Source organism: Nonomuraea sp. JJY05 (genome assembly GCF_043496855.1).
Taxonomy (GTDB): domain Bacteria; phylum Actinomycetota; class Actinomycetes; order Streptosporangiales; family Streptosporangiaceae; genus Nonomuraea.
This window is the reverse complement of record NZ_JBIEIS010000050.1, coordinates 46,498-65,570: the sequence shown is the minus strand read 5'-3', so window position 1 is coordinate 65,570 and position 19,073 is coordinate 46,498. Positions and strand designations below refer to the sequence as shown.

Here is a 19,073-nt window from a genome sequence, read left to right as displayed (position 1 = left end):
CCCCCCCCCCCCCCCCCCCCCCCCCCCCCCCCCCCCCCCCCCCCCCCCCCCCCCCCCCCCCCCGCGCCCGCCTCGTTCCGGAGGGTGTCAACTCTTGATCGCTCTGTGGGTGTCGCCGGTCTGCTGAATGGCGACCTTGCGCGGCTTGGCGCGCTCGAGCACCGGAATGCGGACGGCCAGCACGCCGTTGCTGTAGGCGGCTTCGATGGCGTCGGCGTCGAGGTGCTCTGACAGGTAGACGCGCCGAGTGAATGAGCCCATCACCCGCTCGCGAACGAAGACGCGCTCGTCCTCGCCGAACTCTTCCTCGCGTCGTGCTGTCACCGACAGGACGCCGCGGTCGACGGTGACCTCGATCGAGTCGGGGTCGATGCCAGGCAGGTCGAAGCGCAGCACCACGTCGTCTGCGCGCCGGATCCCGTCCATCGGCATGGCTGCTCCGCTGCCCTGGGCGGCGGCCTGGCGGGTCAGGCGGTCGAATTGACGCTCGAACTCCTGCACGAACGGGTCGATCGACGTGAGCAGCATCGTGTTCCACCTCCGAAGATCCCCGGGGCCTCCTGGCCATCCAGGAGGCCTACCTTCTAAGACGAAACCTACAAGTCAGATTATAGCTTTTCTCCGAGCCGAGGTGTCAAGATGCCCGTTCGCTGCAGTCGAAGGGGGTCTCACGGTGAAGCGAGATCGACCCCGAGCCTGGTGACGCCGACGACGAGATCACGCTCCGCCGAGGTGCACTTTCAGCTTCCGCTGGCCGTTCAGGTCGGCGTCGACACAAGCGGTACCGTCCGGAACGGCGTCCGGCGCGGGCGATCCGTAGCGCCGATGGAGCGAGCCGGCGATCGGGCTAGCACTTCTCTCCCTCGGACTCGAAGCAGGTCATCGACCAGTACCGGCGTAGCCTGGGCAAGCAGCTGGAGGTCCAGGAATTGCGGCACCGTCCGGCACGCAAGATCTGCCACGGCTTCGAAGTACGTGTCGGCGATCCTGGACCAGCTGCGTGCCCAGGGCGTGCCGGTCAAGGACGAGGATGCGGCCCGGCTGTCCCCGCCGGGCCACGCCCACCTCAACTGCCTGGGCCGCCACGCGATCGCTTCCTCGGCCCCGGACAAGGGCCTGCGGCCGCTGCAAGTGGCGACGCTACCCCAGGACGCGTCTGTCCCCTTCGTCGTGGATGAAGAGAGCGTCTGAACTGTCGTGGAAGCCGAGGGCTTGTGCGATGACGAAAGCAGGGCTGGAGGTCCAGTTGCCGGGACGGGACAGGCGGCAACCAGGCGTCGTCGGTGGCGATGTCGCTGAAGCCAGGACTGTCTCACTGGGCAACAGACCGACGCCTGATGCGTGGGATTCCTTCATGATGGGGCTTCGAATGTCGAAAGATGTCGATCCCAGCCTGCTGGCTGGAACGGACGGGCCGCCGGGCGACAGCATGTGATCCATGATCGCTCGTGACATCGACCGGATCGACCACTCCGTCCTCTACACCACCGACATGGACGCCACCGCGGCGACCTATGAGGCGCTCGGATTCACGCTCAGCCCGCTGTCCATGCACATGGGCTCCGATCGGCCGGGCGGCGAACGCAAGCCCATGGGTGCCGGCAACCGGTGCGCCCTGTTCGGCCGCACCTATCTGGAGCTGCTCGGCTTGTTCGGGGATGGCTCGGTCGATCCCTGGAACATCCGCCCGCTCATCGCCCAGTACGAAGGCCTGCACGGTTACTCCTTCGGCTGCACCGGCATCGAGGCCGCCGAAAAGCGCCTGCGCGCGGCTGGCCTGTCCTCCTCCGGAGTGCTGCCGTTGCAGCGGGACGTGGAGACGCCTGAGGGGGTGGAGACCGCTCGCTTCCAGGCGGTTCACCTCGATCGCGCGCACACGCCAGAAGGGCTGATCCATGTGGCGCACCACCTGACCCCCGAGCTGATTCACCAGTCGCGTTACCTGGAGCACGCCAATGGCGCCACCGGCCTGTACAGCGTGCTGCTCGTGGTGGACGACCCCGACCTGGGGGCCTCCGTCGCCCGCTACGCCCTCATCCTGGACACCGAGCCGGTGATCGAGGGGCCGCTGCGGGTGCTGCCACTTGCGCTGGGCCGGGTGGAGATCGTCGCAGTGTCCGCCTTTCGCGCGCTGCTGCCCGGCGAGCCGGTGCCCGCGCTGCCGTACATGGCGGGGCAGGCCGTGTCGGTTCGGAACGTACGTAAGGCCCGCGGCCTGGTGGAGAGCAACGGGTTCAGCACGGGCGACCTGCCCGGCGGGTTCTTCGTGGGAGCCGCCCAGGCCTGCGGCGCCGCCCAGGCCTTCCTGGAGGTGTGACCGTGACCGACCTGATCCACGCATCCGCCGGGACGCTGCGCGGCGTCCCGGCGGGCGGCGCGGTCACCGCCTTCCTTGGGATCCCGTACGCCCGCGCCGAGCGATTCGCCGCACTCGCCCCGCAGCACGTGCCGGGGGCCCGGCAAGAGCGGGTCGTCCTGGACGAAGGCGACGAACGGCTGCTGGGGGCCCTGGCCCGAGACGGCCGCGCCGGATACCCGGAACTGGCCCATGCCACCGGCTGGTCCCCGGCAACGGCCAAGCGCAGACTGGACCACCTGCGCGATTGCGGCGTGCTGTTCTTCGACGTGGACATCGACCCGCTGCTGCTGGGCTTCGAAATGGTCGCGATCTTGTGGCTGACAGTCGAGCCCGCCGCATTACGCCACACGGCCCAGGCGGTTGCCGCGCATCCCGAGATCGCCTTCGCCGCCGCCACCACCGGCCCGACCAACCTGCTGATGTTCGTCGCCTGCCGCGACACCGAAGCGCTCTACGACTACCTGGAGGGCGGGATAGGAAGCTTGCCCGGAGTGCGGCACGTCGAAAGCGCTCCAGTCATCCGAGACAGCAAACGAGCCGGTACAACCAAAGCAGCTACGTAGAGATCACATCGGCGAAGCGGGCCGCCGCCTGTCCGGTGGCCGGCGCCAGCGCATCGCACTGGCCTGGGCGCTCCACCCCCGTCCCCGCCTGCTGCTGCTCGACGAACCGACCGCGAGCCTGGACGCTGTCACCGAAGAGCGCATCAGGAAGAATCTCGGGGGACTGGCCTGCACGCAGATCGTGATCGCGCACCGTCTTTCCACGATCAGGGACGCCGACCTCATCGTCCACCAGGCCACCTTCGTCCGCCCCTACTGACCCGTCTCCGCGATGACCTGGCGCCGGTACGCGGGGCTGCTGTGGCTGTTTGCGCGGGGGAGTCGCTGCTTCTCCGACACTGCGGACCTCCGCTGGGGGAGGAGGGCTCCGGCATTGGCGGCTTTCGTGTGCGGGACCTCAAGACGAGCGCGGCCTTCCGGGCGACCGCGCGCTGCGGGCCCGTCCGGCGCCGCCTCCGAAAAGACGGCGCCGGGGTGGGTCAGACCGAGTACCTGCAGATCAGCGCCTGGCTGGCGCCCTGCGCATAGCCGAGGTAGGTGTAGGTGGGGTTGAAGTACGCGCACGCGGCGGAGGCGCTTCCGCTACCGGTGTAGGTCATGCCGGAGCCGCCCGAGCTCCAGCGGTAGCAGCTCAGGCCGCCGTTGTAGAAGCCGATGGTGGAGGAGGAATTGACCTTGGCGGAGCAGTAGTCGCCGAGTGAGAGCGGGCTGTAGGTCACCTCCACGTCTGCCGCCTGCGCCGGCGCGGCGGAGATGAACAGCGCGCCGAGACAGGCGAGCAGGGCGGTGAGAAGGGCGGGGACACGACGAGTCACGAGGACCTCCGGGCAGTCAGGCGCCGAGCCGGTGAGGCAGGGCATCACGGGCACCAGGAGCGTGATGGGGCCTCGTGCACCGCGATACGCTGCATTGATCGCAGTATTAAATAGGAAAGCTTCCTATGCAATAGGTGAAGATCCGCGCGGCGTCATCGGCGCCGGTCCGATCCCCTGACCGGGGGCCGGCTACCGGAAGGCCCGGTGGAGCTGGGTCATGGTGTTCTCGACGCGGCTCTTGTCGCCGACGACCACGTAAGTCTCGTAGTCGACCTTGTCTCCCTTGTCCATGGCTCCGCTGGGGCTGGTGACCTGGATGGTGTTCTCGCCGAAGTGGCCGTTGTAGTCCATGGGCGGGCGGGTCATCGTGTAGTAGTAGGCCTTGCCGCCGAGAACTTCGGGCTTGACGTACATGCCCAGGCAGTAGCGGCCGTCGTCCGTGCAACGGACCATGGGGTCCTTGCTCGTGTGGGAGTCCACGGGCTTGGGTGACAGGCGACCGGTGGCGGGGCTGTAGGAGAAGACCTTCGTGAAATCCGGCTGCAGGTAGGCGACGAAGACGCCACTGAAGTGGTCGTGTCGTTCGTCGTCCGAGGTGATCGTGGCGGCGGCGCGGAAGACGTTCTCCAGCGCGGGCGCGTCGTGATCGGGGGCGAGCTCGATCTCGGTCTGCAGCCAGTACGGCGACAGGCCCATGGTGAACGGGGAGCGCCTGTCCTGGTGGTCGGCGCTGCGGCAGTTGCCCCAGCCCGGCTTCGCGTCGGCGAGGGTCACGAACATCGCGGGCCTCCCCGCCGTGCGGATGGAGCTGCCGGACCTGGCCATGGTGTAGAGCGCGCTCGTGCTGGGACCGTGGTAGGGAGGCGGCTGGCCCACGTCGTCCTGGCGGGCACCGGCCTGCGTGGGGTTGTAGCACTCGGTCGCCGCCTTGCCCTCCTGCCAGGCGTGGAAGGCGTACTGGAAAGCGGCGCCGTGGCCGCCGCTGGAGATGAACTCCTTGTTGTTCACCTTGACCGACGCGATCGCGCCGGCCAGCGCCGTCGAGGTCGTGACCGCCAGCCTGTTGCGCTTGTCGACCAGGACGGACGCCGTGACGTCCTGGAACGTCCGGTCGTAGTTCTTCTTCGTGGCGCATTCGGACTTGTACGTGAGCACGAAGTCGTCGTAGGCCTGGCTGCTCCGTGGCGGCGCCTCGCACCCGCTCTGCGCGGCTGTCGCCGCCACCGGAGTGACCACTGCCGTCATGACCGTGACCGCGGTCATGACGGCTCCCTGTCGGATGGCTCTCATGATCGGATTCAACCGGCACCCGGCGATGCGACGGCCTCTGTTCAAGAAAAAGGCAAACGTTGGGGTTGCCGGGTTCGAGCGGCCTACGGCGACGCGTCGGTGAAGAGCCACCTCCTGGCTGAGAAGCGAGAATCTCTTCTCCGCGGCTCCGGAATGGCCTATACCCGTGAGTACGGACGATCGGAGGTCCCCATGCGGCTGCCCGGCCGGATCTTCCTCGTCGTCCTATGCCAAGGCGTACCGGCCGCTGATGACGACGGCCACCTTTGACGGCGCCGTTCAGGGCCCCGGCGGGACCGACGTGCTCGGAAGCCGCGTCTTCTTCCACGGCTGGGTGAGCAACGCGCGAAACATGTACACCGCGGAGCTGGGCTGGGCCAACGACTACCCGGTCGTCCGCGGCAGCCGGGTACGGCGACGCACAGCACCTGGTGACGGTGAACGGGGGCACGCGGTTCACGCTGAGCTGTCCCGAGCGCGGCTGGGACAACTGGACGCAGGTGCCGGCCCAGCTCACGCTGAAAGCCGGGTGGAACACCCTGCGCTTGCAGTAGCAGACGCGTTGGGCGGAGCTGGACCACATCGAGATCGCCCGATCCGAGAGCGTTCCGGGGTCTGCGGGTGTACGAGCGGCGGCGGCAAGGGCGGGAGGACGTGGTCGAGGTGGACCTGGCCGTTCTCCCGTCATGGGGAACGGCCAGTGATGTTGCGGGGCGCGTGAGGGTCACCCGCGAGTCACCCGGTCATTCCGGAGCTTCAGGGGCGCCTTCGACAGTTTCCGGCGTGATCAGCTCTACCTCGTTCTCCGCCAGCGCGTCCAGGAGATCAGGCGGCGGGGTGGAGTCGGTGACGAGGTAGTCCGCGCCCCCCAGCTCGGACACCTGGGCGAAGAGCCGGCGACCGAACTTGGAGGAGTCGGCCAGGATCGCCACGCGCGACGCCCGGGAGATCATCTCTCGCATCATCGCCGCCTCGGCGAGGTTGCTCGTCGTATAACCGGCGGCCGCCGAAACGGCGCCGACCCCGATCAACGCCAGATCGCAGCTGATGTCCAGCTCGCTTCCGTCGGAGGCCCGGAAGCTGACGGGGCCGATGGTGGCCAGCGTCAGAGTGCGGACCGCGCCGCCGAAGACGTACACCTCGCGGACGGCTGAGGGCGGGAGCGCCGGGGGCACGAGCAGACTGTTCGTCACCACGGTCAGGTCCCGATGGTTGCGGAGATTCCTGGCCACGGCAAGAGTGGTCGTACCGCCGTTTATCATGACGGTTGATCCGTCTTTGACCAGCGGCGCGGCGAGTACCGCGATCTTCTCCTTCTCGCGTTCCTCCATCTTGAGCCGCACGTCCACGGCACGGTCGACCCGAGATAGAGTCGACTGACTGACCGCTCCGCCGTAGGTGCGGACCAAGACACCGTCGGCGCTGAGCTGGTCCAGGTCCCGCCGGATCGTGTCTATGGAGACGCCGAAGCGCTCTGCGAGCGCGCTGACCGTGACCTGCCCGGCCTCTGCGACGTATGCCGCCAGCTGGGCTTTACGTCCTGCAGGTAGACGACGCTGCCGATCCTCTTCGTCAAGGGTCACTGACCCTCCTATCTCTGCGGTAGTTGCGATACGGATCAACGCAACAGAGGAGTGATACAGGCCTAGAACAGCAGAGTACCGCACAACGCTGCCAGTTTCGGGCGAGATGCTGCCTCCTTCGGGCCTCCGGCGCTGGAAGCCTCCTGCTCCAGCACGTCTCTTCCGGTTGTGTGCCGAACTATGCGGTTTCTAGCCGGGTTTTGCGTTACTAGGTCTTGTGAGCTGGCGTCATGCGTTGTTAATGTGGCGGAAACCGGCAAAGACCGGTAACACCTGTACAGCAAGGAGGTCGCGATGACCGGAGGCAGCACCCGGTTGCAGAGCCGGACGAGGCGACTACTCGGGGTGATGGCGGTGGCGATGATCGGCGCCACGGCCGTGGGATGTGGTTCCGGCTCGGGAGCAAGCGCGGGATCGAGCGGGGACGGGACCGTCACGCTGGAGTTCGCGCAGTGGTGGGCGCCGGAGCTGCCGGCGGGATCGTTCGACAAACTCATGTCGGAATTCACGGCGCAGAACCCGAACATCAAGGTCAAGCTGTTGAGTGGTCCGTACGCCTCCACGAAGCAGCAGCTGGTGTCCGGAGCGGCGTCGAGGACGCTGCCTGATGTCGTGGGCCTCGACGGTGCATGGGTGAGCGACTTCGCCAAGCAGGGCGCCATCGCCGACCTGTCCGAGCTCATGACGGCGGCGAAGTACGACTCGAGCCAGCTCGCCAGCCAGATACAGATCAAGGGGAAGACCTACATGATCCCCGTGGTCAACTTCGTCTATCCCCTGTTCGTCAACAACGATCTGCTCTCGAAGGCGGGGATCAAGAAGCCTCCGAGCACGCGCACGGAGTTCTTGGAGGCGGCCAAGAAGATCAGCGCGCTCGGCGGCAACGTCAAGGGCTGGGCCCTGCCGCTCGACACCGCCGTTCCCAACGGCGTCCAGAATGACGTGATGTCATGGCTGTGGGCATCGGGCGGCAGCATGCTCACCAAGGACGGGAAGCCCGACCTGACCGGCCAAGGCGTCAAGAGCACCGTGGAGTACGTCAAGAGCCTGAACGACGCGGGCGTCATCTCGCCCGGCGCACTCACCATGAAAGAGCAGGACAAGGTCGAGAAGTTCTCCACCGGCCAGGTCGGCATGGTGATCGATTCCTTGGCTCACATCACGCTGATCAAGAAGAACAATCCGAAGCTGGACTTCACGGTGGTGCCGATCCCGGCCGAGGACGGCTACACCGGCAAGCGCGGCATCCCGTACGCGTCCTGGGGGATCGGCGTCGCCGAGTCCTCCGAGCACAAGGCCGAGGCGTTCAAGCTGGTCCAGTTCTTGATGAACAAGCAGGCGAATGCGCAGCTGAGCACGTTGGCGAACGGCTTCCCCGGCAACAAGACGGCCGAGCCGGACTTCAGCAAGAGCGACCCGCTGTTCAAGACGGCCTTCGACATCTACAAGGCGGGGTATCCCGCCAACGAGTTCGTGGGGTTGCCGAAGTCCGAGGACCTCATGCGCAGCTTCGATGAGCAGCTGCAGCTCACGCTCACCGGCAAGCAGAGCGTCGACGACGCCCTCAACAAGGCGCAACAGGCCTGGGCGCCGGTGCTCTGACCTTCCGTACTTCGTGGGCCGCGCCGACCGTGCGGCGCGGCCCCGAACCAAGGAGACATCGATGGAAACCGCGAAACTCGATCCCGCGGCCTCCCCGGGAGCCGCAAAATCGGCATCGGAATCCTCTGCGGGCCGGCGGAGCAGGACGCGGCCTTTCCCCGTGCAGCGGGTCGTCCCGTACGGCTATCTCTCGCCGACGCTGATATTGATCTTTGTCCTGATGATCATCCCCATCGCGATGGTGGTGAGCTATTCGTTCAAGGACAACGTGATCGTCGAGCAGAATCCGGTCTTCACCGGCCTCGCCAACTACACCACGGTGCTCACCGATCCCAACTTCCTGGCCGCGCTGAAGAACACGTTCATCTTCATCACCCTGAGCACCCTCGCGCACCTCGGTCTCGGGCTGGGATTCGCGACGATGCTCAACACGCCGCTGTTGAGCGGCGTGACGAAAGCCATCTTCCGCATCATCTACATCCTGCCCTGGCTGTTCACGGTCGCCGTGATCGCGGTCATCTGGCGGCTCATGCTGGATCCGTCCGGGGTGGTCAACTACATCCTGACCACGATCGGCGTGATGCGCGAGCAAGTGAGCTGGCTCTCCGAGCCGAACACGGCGCTCTGGGCATTGACGTTCATCAACATCTGGGCCGGCTTCCCCTTCTTCATGATCAGCATCCTTGCCGGGTTGCAGGGAATCTCGCCCGTTCTGTACGAGGCGGCCTCCGTGGACGGCGCAAGCACTTTCCGCCAGTTCCGCAATGTGACGCTGCCCCAGCTGAAGCCGGTGCTCCTCAGCATGGCCGTGCTCGATCTCATCTGGACCTCCCAGCAGTTCGCACTCATCTGGATGACCACCGGTGGTGGCCCGCTGAATGTCACCGAGATGCTCAGCACCTACACCTACAAGCAAGCCTTCAGCAGTTACGAGTTCGCCACCGCGTCCGCCGCCGCCGTCATAGTCCTGCTGCTCACGATGATTCTGGCCTTCTTCTACGTTCGCCTGCAAAAGGAGAGGTGATCACCCGTGCTCACCCGCAAGAGGCGGCGCCTCGGCGCGAAGATCGCCGTGCTCGCAGGCTTGTGCGTCGGCGCGGCCTTCGCCGGCCTTCCGGTCGTGTGGATGCTGTCGACGTCGTTCAAGACCAATGGGGAGGTCTTCCAGGTTCCGCCGCGGCTGATCACCGAGAACTTCTCGTTCGACGCCTATGAGAAGATCCTGGCCGACGGGGCCCAGCTGAGGTTTTTCCTCAACAGTTACATCGTCGCGCTTTCGGTGACGGTGCTGACATTGTTCGTGGCGATCCTCGCGGCATATGGATTCAGCCGTTACAACTTCCCGCTGAAGCGATCCATCAATGCCGTGATCGTCACCGTTCAGGCCGTGCCGCCGATCACACTCGTCATTCCCTATTTCGGTCTCGTGGTGGCGCTCGGTCTGTATAATACTTATCCGGGGCTGATCCTCACGCACATGGTGTTCACCTTGCCGTATGCGATCATCATGATGACCGCATACTTCAACACCCTGCCCCGGGAGTTGGATGAATCCGTCAAGGTGGACGGGGCGTCGAGCTGGACGGCTCTCTGGCGAATTCTGGTGCCCATTTCGGTGCCCGGGCTGGTCGCCGTGGGTGTCTACACCTTCATGATCTCGTGGAACGAATACCTGTTCGCGCTGACGCTCACCCGTACCGACGACATGCGAACCGTTCCCATCGGTATCCAGCTCCTGATGGGCCAGCACTCCTACGAGTGGAACCAGATGATGGCCATGAGCATCCTGGGGTCCATCCCGGTGCTCGTGTTGTTCCTCCTCTTCCAGCGGCGATTCATCGGCGGCCTCACCTCCGGCGCCGTCAAATCCTGACACCTCTTTCCCCGTCCCGAGCGATGATTTACCACCCAGAAGGAGAAATGCCGCAATGCTGACGACCGGCAAGGTGCTCTTGGCTGTCGCGAATGAAAGAAACTTCGCCGTGCCCGCCTTCAACATCAGTGACTACGCCATGTTCAACGGCATCGTGGACATCAGCGAAGAGATGAACGCGCCGCTTTTCATCGGGATCCACCCCGACGAGGTGCGCCACATCGGCGTGGACGTGATCGCCGCGATGACCCGGCGAGCCCACCGCTCGTCCGTGCCGATCTCGATTCACTGGGACCACGGCGCGACCTATGAGGAGATGCTGACCGCGATCCGGATCGGCTTCACCTCGGTGATGATCGATGCCTCGATGAAGTCCTTCGAGGACAACATCGCGATCTCCAAGAAGGTCACTGAAACCGCGCACGCGGTCGGCCTGTCGGTCGAGGCGGAGCTGGGGACGATCGGCAAGACCGACAACGAGGCCGAAGACGGCAGCGACGCGATCATCTACACCGACCCGGCGGACGCCGTGACCTTCGTGCGGGAAACGGGGGTGGACAGTCTCGCCGTGGCCATCGGCACGTATCACGGCCTCTACCCGAAGACCCTGAAGCCGGAGCTGAAGCTCGACCTGCTGAAGGAGATCAAGGACCGGGTCCAGATCCCCCTCGTGCTGCACGGTGGCTCGGGCAACCCGGACGACGAGATCGCGGAGTCGGTCAAGCTCGGCATCAACAAGATCAATATCTCCAGTGACATCAAGGCGGCCTACCACCTGAAGATGCGCGAAGTCCTGGCCGATGAGAGCCTGCGTGAGCCGAACTCCATCCAGCCGCCGTGCATCGATGCGATGAAGGTGGTGGCCGCGCAGAAGATCGACCTCTTCGAAGCGGCCGGCAAGGCGTCTCTGTACTGACATGACCAGTCCTGTAGTCCTGGGCTTGGGGGGATGCGTCGACTACGAACTCAAGCTGTCCTCGTCGATCTTGGAGCAACTCGTCGGCGAGTACCAGATCCACGATGCCGAGCTGACTTCGTCGGTCACCGTGACCGACGAGCGCGAGCTGGTCATTTCGATTCTCACCTACCTCAAAAAGGGCGGGGGAGGCGAGCACTTCGTCGCCTCCTCCGAATGCCTGAGCGCATTCTCGGGGCGCTTCCCCAAACGAACGACTCTGGGTGGCACCTCCGTTCGAGCGGCGATGGAGATGAGCCGGCTCGGCGTACCGTCCACCCTGCATCTGGTCAGCCTCAACGACATCGTCCGCCGCCTGCTGCCGGCAAGCTGCGACTACATCTGCAGCGGCGACCAGGACACCCTCTATCCGCACCTGATCGTGCAGTACGACCGGGACATGCGGGTTCGGGCGGGTGACATCGACATCCGTGCGCCATTTCCGAACAGATTGATCTACGTCAACGACCCGGCGAACGAGTCCATGCTGCTGAGTGATGAACTGGGCTCGTTGCTTCGCGACGCACGGGTCTTTCTGATCTCGGGATTCAACGCGATACGGGACCGGCGAACGCTCGACCAGCGGCTTTCCACGCTGAGAAGCCACATGCGACAGCTTCCGGCCGAGGCGGCCGTCTACTACGAGGACGCCGGATTCCACGAGCCGGGCCACAGCCGGCGGGTCCGCGACGCGCTCCTGGAAGTCATCGACATTTACGGACTGAACGAAGACGAGATGCAGGCCCACCTGGGCCACGCCGTCAACCTGCTCTCCGTGACGGAGGTGGCAGGCGCCCTCGAATCGCTGCGAGCTCTCATCCCCGTGCCGACCCTGGTCGTGCACACCAAGTATTGGTCGGCGGCATTCGGCGAGAGAGCCGGCGAGTACGCGGAGCCGCTGAACGAGGGCATCGTGATCGCCAGCACCCGCTACAGCCACGGCGATGACTACACGCACCATCAGTACGAGCTCATGCAGAACCGGCCAAGGCGAACGGAGGCGGTGGAGTTCGCCGCGGCCCTGGAGGGCCGGATGGGCGGGGTTGTTCGTTGCCTGCCTGGCTTCGAGCTCGACGTTGCCGCGCCCACGACCATCGGGCTCGGCGACGCGTTCGTCGGCGGCTTCCTGGCCGCAGTCTCCCGGGGCGGTTCAAGCAGGCAGCGCGCCACGTGAGATGGTCCGGGCCCGCGACCACCGGACAGCGGTTCAGAAGTTCGTGACCGCTCGATGCAGGGCAAGCCGGGGCCTGGTCGGCTCCGGCGATCTCGCCGCCGGCCAGGCCGCGTTCCCGGGGCGCGCTCTTCGCGGACCTGCCGGGTCAGGCTCTGTAGGCGCTCGTCAGGCGTGACCGCGACGCCTCGAGGTGGGCGGTCATGGCGCTCGCCGCCGCCTCGGGATCCTTGCGGCAGATGGCGTCGAACACCGCGCGGTGCTCGTCGGCGGCTTGAGTGGCGATCCCATGGCGGAAGTAGAGGCGGTAACCATGGGTGTGCGCGCGGAACCTGCGCAGCGTGTCGGCGATGAGCGGGCTGCGACTGGCCTCGGCGATCGCGTTGTGAAACAGGGCGTCCAGTTCCGCGAAGCCACGGTACGCCTCGTAGGTGTCGCCGAGCAGCGGTGACATCATCTGCTCCAGCGCCTCCCGCATGGCGGTCACCTCGGCGTCCGTGGCGTACCGTGCGGCACGCGCGGCGGCGGACGGTTCGAGGAGCAGGCGAACGTCGTACAGGTCGTCGAGGGCGGCCCGGTCGAGCAGGGGAGCGACCAGATAGCCGGCGTTCGGCCGGCGGACGACCAGCCCCTCCGACTCGCAGCGCGCGAGCGCTTCGCGGACCGGCGTCTGCGACACGTCGAGCTCGCGGGCGAGCCCGTCGATCGACAGCTTCGTCCCGGGCTCCAGGTCGTGATCCATGAGCCGGGCCTTCAGCGTCTGGAAGACCGATTCGCGGACGCTGACCTTGGCGGGCTCGTCGGAGCCCGAGCCGTTGGGTGCGCCTGTCACCCGCGCTGATTCACTCATCCGCCCCTCCATCCGAGGCCGCTACGGACACGTAGGTCCCGGACATCTTCGCCACTCCTGGTTGACACATGACCGAAACGCCCTGCATCCTCATGCAATCGTATCGTATCCGATCTGAGCGAGCCCGCTCGACGCAGAAGGATGAGCTCGTGACCATTCCCGACTGGTTCTGCGACGCGGGTTTCGGCCTGTTCGTGCACTGGGACCATGCGAGTCAGCAAGGCGTGGAGATCGGCTGGCCACTGGTCGGCCATTCGATCCTTCCAGGCCGGACAGAACCCGAGGCCGACATGACCATCACGCAGTACCAGTCGAGCGCGGCCACGTTCGACCCGCGGCGCTGGGACCCGCGCGGCGTGGCGCGGCTCGCCCGGGACGCGGGTGCCCGCTACGTGGTCTTCACCGTCCGCCATCACGCCGGGTACTCGATGTACCACACCAAGCAGTCGGAGTTCTCCATCGCGGCGTCGCCGTACGGACGTGACATCACCCGGGAGTTCTTCGACGCGTTGCGCGCCGAGGGCCTGCGCGTCGGCGTCTACTACTCGCTGCTCGACTGGAACCATCCCGACTATCCGGCGTTCACCGACGCCGATCGTCCCTACCCGCACGAACGCTACCGGCGGCCCTCACCGGAGCAGTGGGCTCGCTATCTCGGCTACGTCAAGGGGCAGCTCACCGAGCTGCTCACCGAGTACGGGACCATCGACCTGCTGTGGTTCGACGGGGAGTGGGAACGCACCGCGGAGGAATGGCACGCCGCCGAGCTGCGCGAGCTGATCAAGTCGCTGCAGCCGGACGTGATCATCAATGACCGGCTGCCGGGCCAGGGCGACTACGCGACACCGGAGCAGGGCATGCCGCGCCGGCCACCCGGCGGACCGTGGGAGCTGTGCCTCACCATGAGCGAGAGCTGGGCCTACCGGCCCGACGACCTCGACTACAAGAGCCCGCGGCTGCTCGCCTCCTACCTGAGCGAGGTCGTCTCCCGGGGCGGCAACCTCCTGCTCAACATCGGGCCGCGCGGTGACGGGTCGCTGGTGCCGGCCGAGGTCGCCACACTCAAGCAGCTCGGCAGCTGGCTCGCCGGCCACGGCGAGAGCATCGTCGGGGCCGCGCCCGCGCCGGAACGCCTCGACTTTCACGGCCCGGCCACGCAGCGCGGCAACAACATCTACCTCCACCTGCTGCTGCAGCCGCAGGAGGTGCTCATCGTCAGGAACGTTCCCATCGGCTCGGTCGTCGGCGTTCGCCTGCTCGGCACCGAGCAACCGCTGCCGTACAGCGTCAACGAGGAAGTGCACAAGGCCAACGGCGCGGACGACGAGCCACTCGGCGAACTGATCATCTCCGTGCCACCGCCGACCGGCGCGCTCATCGACGTCATCGCCATTGAGCTGTCAGCTCCCTGGAAGGACGGGTCCCGTGCGACTCTCTAGAACTCTGAGGGCGGCCCTCGCGGGCGCCCTGCTCGCGGCCGTCAGCACCGCGTGCGGCACCGGCACCGGACCAGGCGGCGGTGACGGCAAGTCGCTCCGGGTCCAGATCCCCACCGGACCGCTGGCCGGCGCCATGGAGCAGGTCGGCAAGGACTTCGAGAAGGCCAACCCGGGCACGGTCGTCACCTTCGAGGGCGTCGACTCCGGCAGCTCCCGCGGCCCCAACGTGGCGCTGCTCAGCTCGACCGGCACCCCGGACATCGGCTACCTCCAGCGCAGCACAGGTGTCTGGTCGGCGCTGCTGAAGAACAAGCAGCTGACCCCGCTGGACGACGTCTGGAAGGCCGCGGGCCTGGCGGACAAGTACTCCAAGAGCCAGGTCGACTACTACACGACCGACGGGCACCACTACGGCGTCCTCTACGAGCAATTGCTGATCAACCCCGTCTACTACAACAAGGCGGCCTTCGCCAAGGCCGGCATCCCCGACCCGCCCGACCACCAGATCGCCTCCGTCGCCGACTTCGAGTCCATGGTGGGCAAGGTCAAGGCCGCCGGTTACGAAGGGTTCGGCGTGGGCGGTTCGAGCCCGTACGACCTGGGGCACACGCTGGACGCGCTGCTGCCCACCGCGGTGTCGGCAGAGGACTACGACGCCATGCTCACGAACTTCAAGCCCGGCTCTCCCACGGACGTCAAGTACACCGACCCCGGCTTCGTGAAGGTGCTGCAGACGATCCAGGACTGGCAGAAGAAGGGCATCTACCAGAACGGGATGCTCGGCATGGACACCGACCAGGCCCAGGGGCTGTTCACCAGCGGAAAACTCGCGATGCTGCAGGGCGGCAACTACACGTACGCGAGCCTGAAGGAGGCCAAGCCGTCGTTCGAGATGGGCTGGTTCCTGCTGCCCCCGCTCACTCCGGGCCGGAAGACGCCGTTCGACGCCTTCAACGGCGACACCCTGGTGGTCCCGGCCAAGGCGGCGAACCCGGAGCTGGCCAAGAAGTTCCTTCAGTTCTTCATGACCGACAAGTACCAGGTCGACGTCATCGCAGCCACCGGTTCGCTCCCGGTGTTCTCCTCCATCCCCGCATCAAGCCTGTCGAACCTCGGCGACCTGGTGCAGCAGCAGCTTGAGCTGTCGCGGTCCGTCGGACTGGTCAACATCTGGGACTCCACCGTGCCGTCCACCCTCGGGCAGGCGTTCTCGGTGCCGGTGCTGCAGAAGCTCGTGGCCGGCAAGCTGACCCCGCAGCAGGCGGCGCAGCAGTACCAGTCCGCGCTGGAGGACCTGCAGTCCGGCAAGGTGTCGGGAGCGTCGGACTGATGACCGCCGACAAAGCCGTTCTGGCGACGGCCGCCACGGCGCGGCCGCCTCGCCGGAGGCCACGGATCTTCCCGATCGCGATGATGCTCCCGGCACTGGTGCTGCTGCTCGTGCTCGTCGCCTACCCGATCGCCGGATCCGTGCGGATCAGCCTCGGTTCCTGGGACGGCATCGGCGCGGTCGTCTATCACGGCCTGGACAACTACCGGCGGCTTCTGCACGATTCGCTGGTCTGGCAGTCCATCGGGACCAGCCTGCAGTTCTTCGTCGGAACCGTGGTGTTCACGGTGACCTTCGGCTGCCTCCTGGCCAACGCGATCAGCCGCAAGGTGCCCGGCGCCCGGATCTTCAAGGTCGTCTGGTTCCTACCGGTGATCATCCCGGTCAGCATCGCGGGCATCTTCTGGTCGAACGCGTTCCAGCCCACGACCGGGGTGGTCAACTCCGTGCTCGGCCTGCTCGGGCTCGGAGACGGGCACGCCTGGCTGGCGTCGTCCTCGACGGCGCTGTACGCGGCGATCTTCGCCGCGGTGTGGACGCAGACCGGGTACGCGATGCTGATCCTGCTGGGCGCGATGGAGGCCATCCCCCAGGAGGTGCACGAGGCGGCCACGCTGGACGGCGTCGGAGCGGCCGGACGGCTGTTCCGGATCACCTTGCCGAACATCGTGCCGATGCTGGGCACGATCACGACGTTGACCTCGGTGTTCTCCTTCAACGCCTTCGGCATCATCTACGCGATGACCCGGGGCGGCCCGGGTAACGCCACGAGCATCCTCCCGGTGCTGGTCTACAAGCAGTCCTTCGTCGACCAGGACTACGGCTACGGCTCGGCCACCGCGGTCGTCACGACGCTGATCGTCGCCGTCATCGGGATCATGGTCATGCGGATCTTCCGCCAGCAGACCCTGGACGCGCGATGACGGCGTCGCGGACGCCGAGCCGAACGCGGCCGGCCGTACGGCGCAGCGGGCGACGATCGGCCTGGCGGCGTGGGCCGCTCTGGTACGTCGGCTACGCGCTCCTGCTGGTCTGGACGGCGATCACGGTCGTGCCGTTCGTGTCGATGCTGCTGCTGTCACTCCACCCGACCAGCGACATCTACGCCCACCCGCTGGGGCTGGGCGGCCAGTGGGTGCTGTCGAACTACGCCGACGCCTGGCGGGGCGTGGTCGGTGGCGCGCCGCTGTCGACGTACATCATCAACAGCGTGCTGGTGGCACTCTGCAGCCTGGCCATCGGCGTGACCTGCGGCAGCCTCGCCGGTTACGGTCTGGCCCGCGCGACCAGGGGCCTGTCGAACGCGGTCAGCCGCGTCATGGTCCTGGCCCTGAGCGTCCCGCTGGTCGTCGCGCTGATCCCGACGTTCGAGCTGCTGGGCAGGTATCAGATGCTCAACAGCGTGCCGGGCATCTCGCTGGTATATGCGGCGTTCATGACGCCCACCATCGCGCTCATCATGCGGTCGGTGTTCGCCGCCGTGCCGCGGGAACTGCTCGAAGCAGCCAAGATCGACGGTTACGGGGAGCTGGCCGCGCTGCTCCGCGTGGTCCTGCCGATCAGCAAGGGCGGTTTCGTCTCCGTCACGCTGCTGGGGCTCATCTTCGTGTGGAGCGAGGTGCAGTTCGGAGTGGTCCTGCTGACCCGCCCGCAGAACCGCACGCTGTCGGTCGGCCTGCTCTCCTTGCAGGGCCAGTTCGTCAGCGACCAGGGAGCCTTCTTCGCCGGACTCGTCATCGCGACGTTCCCGATCGTCATCCTCTTCCTGATCTTCCAGCGCTATGTCACGAGCGGCATCACCCTGGGTGCGCTCAAGTGAGACCCTCAGCGGCCTCGTTCACGAGCGCATGCACGGCCGGCCGGCCTGTCATTCGCCGCCCCGGGTCGGGCAGGACCTTCGACCACGGAAAGGTCGCCGGCCGGCCGGATTCAGCCTGCTTTGACCGGCAGCCGGAGTGGCCGGTAGACGAACCCGTCGCTCCACGCGACCGCCGACAGCTCCTCCTGCGCGTGCAGTCCTGGCAGGCGCGTCACCAGGGCGCGGAACGCTTCCTGCAGTTCCATGCGGGCCAGGTTCGCGCCCAGGCAGTAGTGCGGGCCGTGGCCGAATGCCAGGTGCGGGGTGGACGGGGCGCCGGTGAATCGGTGCACGTCGAAGCGCAGCGGGTCCGGGAACACCGACGGGTCGTGGTCGGCGGCCCACAGGTTGGGCAGCACGACCGTGCCGGCCGGGATGGTCCCGCCGGACACGTCGACGTCCTCGGTGATGCGCCGGAGCATGCCGTTGGAGCCGGGGCCCTCGTGGCGCAGGATCTCCTCCACCGCCGGATCGACCAGTTCGGGATGCGCGGCGAGCTCGGCGTACTGGCCGGGGTGGCGGAGCAGGCGGAAGACGCCCCGGACGATCATCGAGGCGGTGGTCTCGTGCCCGGCCAGGATCAGCGTGAACACCATGTTGGTCAGCTCGTCCTCGCTGAGCCCGTCCTCTTCGTCGCGGGCCGCGATGAGCAGGTCGATCAGGTCCTCGCCGGGCGCGGCGCGGTGCTGCTCGATCAGCCGGCGCGCGTAGGCCGTGAACGCGGCCAATCCCTCGGCCCGGGCATCGGCGCTCGCGTCCGAGGTGGACAGGAACATCTCCGTCCAGCCGCGGAACTGGTCGAAGCGGTCCATCGGCACGCCCAGCAGCTCGCAGATCACCCGAGCGGGCAGCGGTAGCGCGAAGTCCGCGACCAGGTCGAACTCGTGGCCGGCCGCGTCGATCAACTCGCCGGCGATGGCCGCCGCGCGGGGCCGCCAGCGTTCGATCTGCCTGGGCGTGAACGTGCCGTGCATGATGCGGCGGTAGCGGGTGTGCTCGGGCGGATCCTGGTTCATCAGCGCCGCCGGATCGTCATCCAGGAACGTGCCCCGGACCATTCGGGGCAGGCCGGGCTCGCGCAAGTTACGGCTGCTGGCCGGCGAGGTGAGGACACCGCGGACGTCCGCGTACCGGACGATCATCGGCACCCGATCGCCGCTCGGCAGCGTGGCCGCCTCCATGGGCGCCTCGGCGTAGCGGCGGGTCAGGTCGGGGGAAGGGGTGCCGTACGGTCCGGGAGGAAGGTCCGGCCAGGTCGATGTGGTGCTGGACTGTTCTGTCAAAGCCGCCTCCGGGCATTGCCGTCGTCCAACAAGCTCGCCCGGAACGTACGCAACAAGCCGCCGACGGTCAAGACCGCCGCCCCACCGGCAGGCTCACCGGAC

At 66.7% G+C, this 19,073-nt stretch carries 19 protein-coding genes; 13 read left to right on the top strand and 6 right to left on the bottom strand.

Annotation, left to right across the window (positions count from 1 at the left end):
* Positions 1 to 87: 87 nt before the first annotated feature.
* Positions 88 to 528, bottom strand: a complete 441-nt coding sequence (locus ACFKCF_RS50630; RefSeq protein ID WP_394503102.1) for an Hsp20/alpha crystallin family protein — start codon at positions 526 to 528, stop codon at positions 88 to 90.
* A gap of 447 nt (positions 529 to 975) precedes the next feature.
* Between ACFKCF_RS50630 and ACFKCF_RS50625 the strand changes: the two genes are divergently transcribed.
* The 4 genes from ACFKCF_RS50625 to ACFKCF_RS50610 all read left to right on the top strand — a co-directional run bounded on the left by ACFKCF_RS50625 (position 976) and on the right by ACFKCF_RS50610 (position 3,181).
* Complete coding sequence (locus tag ACFKCF_RS50625; RefSeq protein ID WP_394503101.1) at positions 976 to 1,191, top strand: hypothetical protein; 216 nt, start codon at positions 976 to 978, stop codon at positions 1,189 to 1,191.
* A 247-nt stretch (positions 1,192 to 1,438) separates the two neighbouring features.
* On the top strand, positions 1,439 to 2,317 hold the full coding sequence (locus tag ACFKCF_RS50620; RefSeq protein ID WP_394503099.1) for a VOC family protein: 879 nt from the start codon (positions 1,439 to 1,441) through the stop codon (positions 2,315 to 2,317).
* A gap of 2 nt (positions 2,318 to 2,319) precedes the next feature.
* Positions 2,320 to 2,922 (top strand): Lrp/AsnC ligand binding domain-containing protein, encoded by a 603-nt coding sequence (locus tag ACFKCF_RS50615; RefSeq protein WP_394503097.1) that lies wholly within the window; start codon positions 2,320 to 2,322, stop codon positions 2,920 to 2,922.
* A 7-nt stretch (positions 2,923 to 2,929) separates the two neighbouring features.
* The gene (locus ACFKCF_RS50610) at positions 2,930 to 3,181 is read left to right on the top strand and encodes an ATP-binding cassette domain-containing protein (protein WP_394503153.1); all 252 of its coding nucleotides are present in this window, start codon (positions 2,930 to 2,932) and stop codon (positions 3,179 to 3,181) included.
* Positions 3,182 to 3,401: 220 nt separating this feature from the next.
* On the opposite strand, the gene ACFKCF_RS50605 is transcribed toward ACFKCF_RS50610, so the two are convergent.
* The 3 genes from ACFKCF_RS50605 to ACFKCF_RS50595 all read right to left on the bottom strand — a co-directional run bounded on the left by ACFKCF_RS50605 (position 3,402) and on the right by ACFKCF_RS50595 (position 6,694).
* Positions 3,402 to 3,737, bottom strand: coding sequence for a hypothetical protein (locus ACFKCF_RS50605; RefSeq protein WP_394503095.1), 336 nt, complete (start codon positions 3,735 to 3,737; stop codon positions 3,402 to 3,404).
* Positions 3,738 to 3,926: 189 nt separating this feature from the next.
* Positions 3,927 to 5,000, bottom strand: a complete 1,074-nt coding sequence (locus ACFKCF_RS50600) for a hypothetical protein (protein WP_394503093.1) — start codon at positions 4,998 to 5,000, stop codon at positions 3,927 to 3,929.
* Between the two features lie 770 nt (positions 5,001 to 5,770).
* Positions 5,771 to 6,694, bottom strand: coding sequence for a DeoR/GlpR family DNA-binding transcription regulator (locus tag ACFKCF_RS50595; RefSeq protein WP_394503091.1), 924 nt, complete (start codon positions 6,692 to 6,694; stop codon positions 5,771 to 5,773).
* Positions 6,695 to 6,904: 210 nt separating this feature from the next.
* Here ACFKCF_RS50595 and ACFKCF_RS50590 point away from each other — a divergent pair, with 210 nt between their 5' ends.
* The 5 genes from ACFKCF_RS50590 (at position 6,905) to ACFKCF_RS50570 (ending at position 12,214) form a co-directional block, all read left to right on the top strand.
* Positions 6,905 to 8,212, top strand: a complete 1,308-nt coding sequence (locus ACFKCF_RS50590; protein ID WP_394503089.1) for an ABC transporter substrate-binding protein — start codon at positions 6,905 to 6,907, stop codon at positions 8,210 to 8,212.
* A gap of 61 nt (positions 8,213 to 8,273) precedes the next feature.
* Positions 8,274 to 9,236, top strand: coding sequence for a carbohydrate ABC transporter permease (locus ACFKCF_RS50585; protein ID WP_394503087.1), 963 nt, complete (start codon positions 8,274 to 8,276; stop codon positions 9,234 to 9,236).
* A 6-nt stretch (positions 9,237 to 9,242) separates the two neighbouring features.
* Positions 9,243 to 10,085 carry a carbohydrate ABC transporter permease gene (locus tag ACFKCF_RS50580; RefSeq protein WP_394503085.1) on the top strand — a complete coding sequence of 281 codons (843 nt, stop codon included), beginning with the start codon at positions 9,243 to 9,245 and terminating at the stop codon, positions 10,083 to 10,085.
* A 55-nt stretch (positions 10,086 to 10,140) separates the two neighbouring features.
* Complete coding sequence (locus ACFKCF_RS50575; RefSeq protein WP_394503083.1) at positions 10,141 to 11,001, top strand: ketose-bisphosphate aldolase; 861 nt, start codon at positions 10,141 to 10,143, stop codon at positions 10,999 to 11,001.
* Position 11,002: 1 nt separating this feature from the next.
* Entirely contained in the window at positions 11,003 to 12,214 is a 1,212-nt protein-coding gene (locus ACFKCF_RS50570; RefSeq protein WP_394503081.1) for an ADP-dependent glucokinase/phosphofructokinase, read from the top strand.
* Positions 12,215 to 12,359: 145 nt separating this feature from the next.
* Here the strand turns inward: ACFKCF_RS50570 and ACFKCF_RS50565 are convergent, their stop codons facing one another.
* The gene (locus ACFKCF_RS50565; RefSeq protein WP_394503079.1) at positions 12,360 to 13,061 is read right to left on the bottom strand and encodes a GntR family transcriptional regulator; all 702 of its coding nucleotides are present in this window, start codon (positions 13,059 to 13,061) and stop codon (positions 12,360 to 12,362) included.
* Between the two features lie 68 nt (positions 13,062 to 13,129).
* Here ACFKCF_RS50565 and ACFKCF_RS50560 point away from each other — a divergent pair, with 68 nt between their 5' ends.
* The 4 genes from ACFKCF_RS50560 to ACFKCF_RS50545 are packed head-to-tail and all read left to right on the top strand — an operon-like array spanning position 13,130 to position 17,649.
* Entirely contained in the window at positions 13,130 to 14,500 is a 1,371-nt protein-coding gene (locus ACFKCF_RS50560; protein ID WP_394503077.1) for an alpha-L-fucosidase, read from the top strand.
* On the top strand, positions 14,487 to 15,830 hold the full coding sequence (locus ACFKCF_RS50555; protein ID WP_394503075.1) for an ABC transporter substrate-binding protein: 1,344 nt from the start codon (positions 14,487 to 14,489) through the stop codon (positions 15,828 to 15,830). The genes ACFKCF_RS50560 and ACFKCF_RS50555 overlap by 14 nt, the downstream gene beginning before the upstream one ends.
* On the top strand, positions 15,830 to 16,753 hold the full coding sequence (locus ACFKCF_RS50550) for a carbohydrate ABC transporter permease (protein WP_394503073.1): 924 nt from the start codon (positions 15,830 to 15,832) through the stop codon (positions 16,751 to 16,753). Before ACFKCF_RS50555 ends, ACFKCF_RS50550 begins: the two co-directional genes overlap by 1 nt.
* Positions 16,750 to 17,649, top strand: a complete 900-nt coding sequence (locus ACFKCF_RS50545) for a carbohydrate ABC transporter permease (protein ID WP_394503071.1) — start codon at positions 16,750 to 16,752, stop codon at positions 17,647 to 17,649. The genes ACFKCF_RS50550 and ACFKCF_RS50545 overlap by 4 nt, the downstream gene beginning before the upstream one ends.
* Before the next feature lie 110 nt (positions 17,650 to 17,759).
* Here ACFKCF_RS50545 and ACFKCF_RS50540 read toward each other — a convergent pair whose 3' ends face one another.
* The gene (locus tag ACFKCF_RS50540; protein ID WP_394503069.1) at positions 17,760 to 18,971 is read right to left on the bottom strand and encodes a cytochrome P450; all 1,212 of its coding nucleotides are present in this window, start codon (positions 18,969 to 18,971) and stop codon (positions 17,760 to 17,762) included.
* Positions 18,972 to 19,073: the final 102 nt, after the last annotated feature.

What these genes read in the sequence shown, in the direction of transcription:
- ACFKCF_RS50630 (WP_394503102.1), bottom strand. Translation starts at nt 528, where the DNA reads ATGCTGCTCACGTCGATCGACCCGTTCGTGCAGGAGTTCGAGCGTCAA.
- ACFKCF_RS50620 (WP_394503099.1), top strand. Translation starts at nt 1,439, where the DNA reads ATGATCGCTCGTGACATCGACCGGATCGACCACTCCGTCCTCTACACC.
- ACFKCF_RS50600 (WP_394503093.1), bottom strand. Translation starts at nt 5,000, where the DNA reads ATGACCGCGGTCACGGTCATGACGGCAGTGGTCACTCCGGTGGCGGCG.
- ACFKCF_RS50590 (WP_394503089.1), top strand. Translation starts at nt 6,905, where the DNA reads ATGACCGGAGGCAGCACCCGGTTGCAGAGCCGGACGAGGCGACTACTC.
- ACFKCF_RS50585 (WP_394503087.1), top strand. Translation starts at nt 8,274, where the DNA reads ATGGAAACCGCGAAACTCGATCCCGCGGCCTCCCCGGGAGCCGCAAAA.
- ACFKCF_RS50575 (WP_394503083.1), top strand. Translation starts at nt 10,141, where the DNA reads ATGCTGACGACCGGCAAGGTGCTCTTGGCTGTCGCGAATGAAAGAAAC.
- ACFKCF_RS50570 (WP_394503081.1), top strand. Translation starts at nt 11,003, where the DNA reads ATGACCAGTCCTGTAGTCCTGGGCTTGGGGGGATGCGTCGACTACGAA.
- ACFKCF_RS50565 (WP_394503079.1), bottom strand. Translation starts at nt 13,061, where the DNA reads ATGAGTGAATCAGCGCGGGTGACAGGCGCACCCAACGGCTCGGGCTCC.
- ACFKCF_RS50560 (WP_394503077.1), top strand. Translation starts at nt 13,130, where the DNA reads ATGACCGAAACGCCCTGCATCCTCATGCAATCGTATCGTATCCGATCT.
- ACFKCF_RS50550 (WP_394503073.1), top strand. Translation starts at nt 15,830, where the DNA reads ATGACCGCCGACAAAGCCGTTCTGGCGACGGCCGCCACGGCGCGGCCG.
- ACFKCF_RS50545 (WP_394503071.1), top strand. Translation starts at nt 16,750, where the DNA reads ATGACGGCGTCGCGGACGCCGAGCCGAACGCGGCCGGCCGTACGGCGC.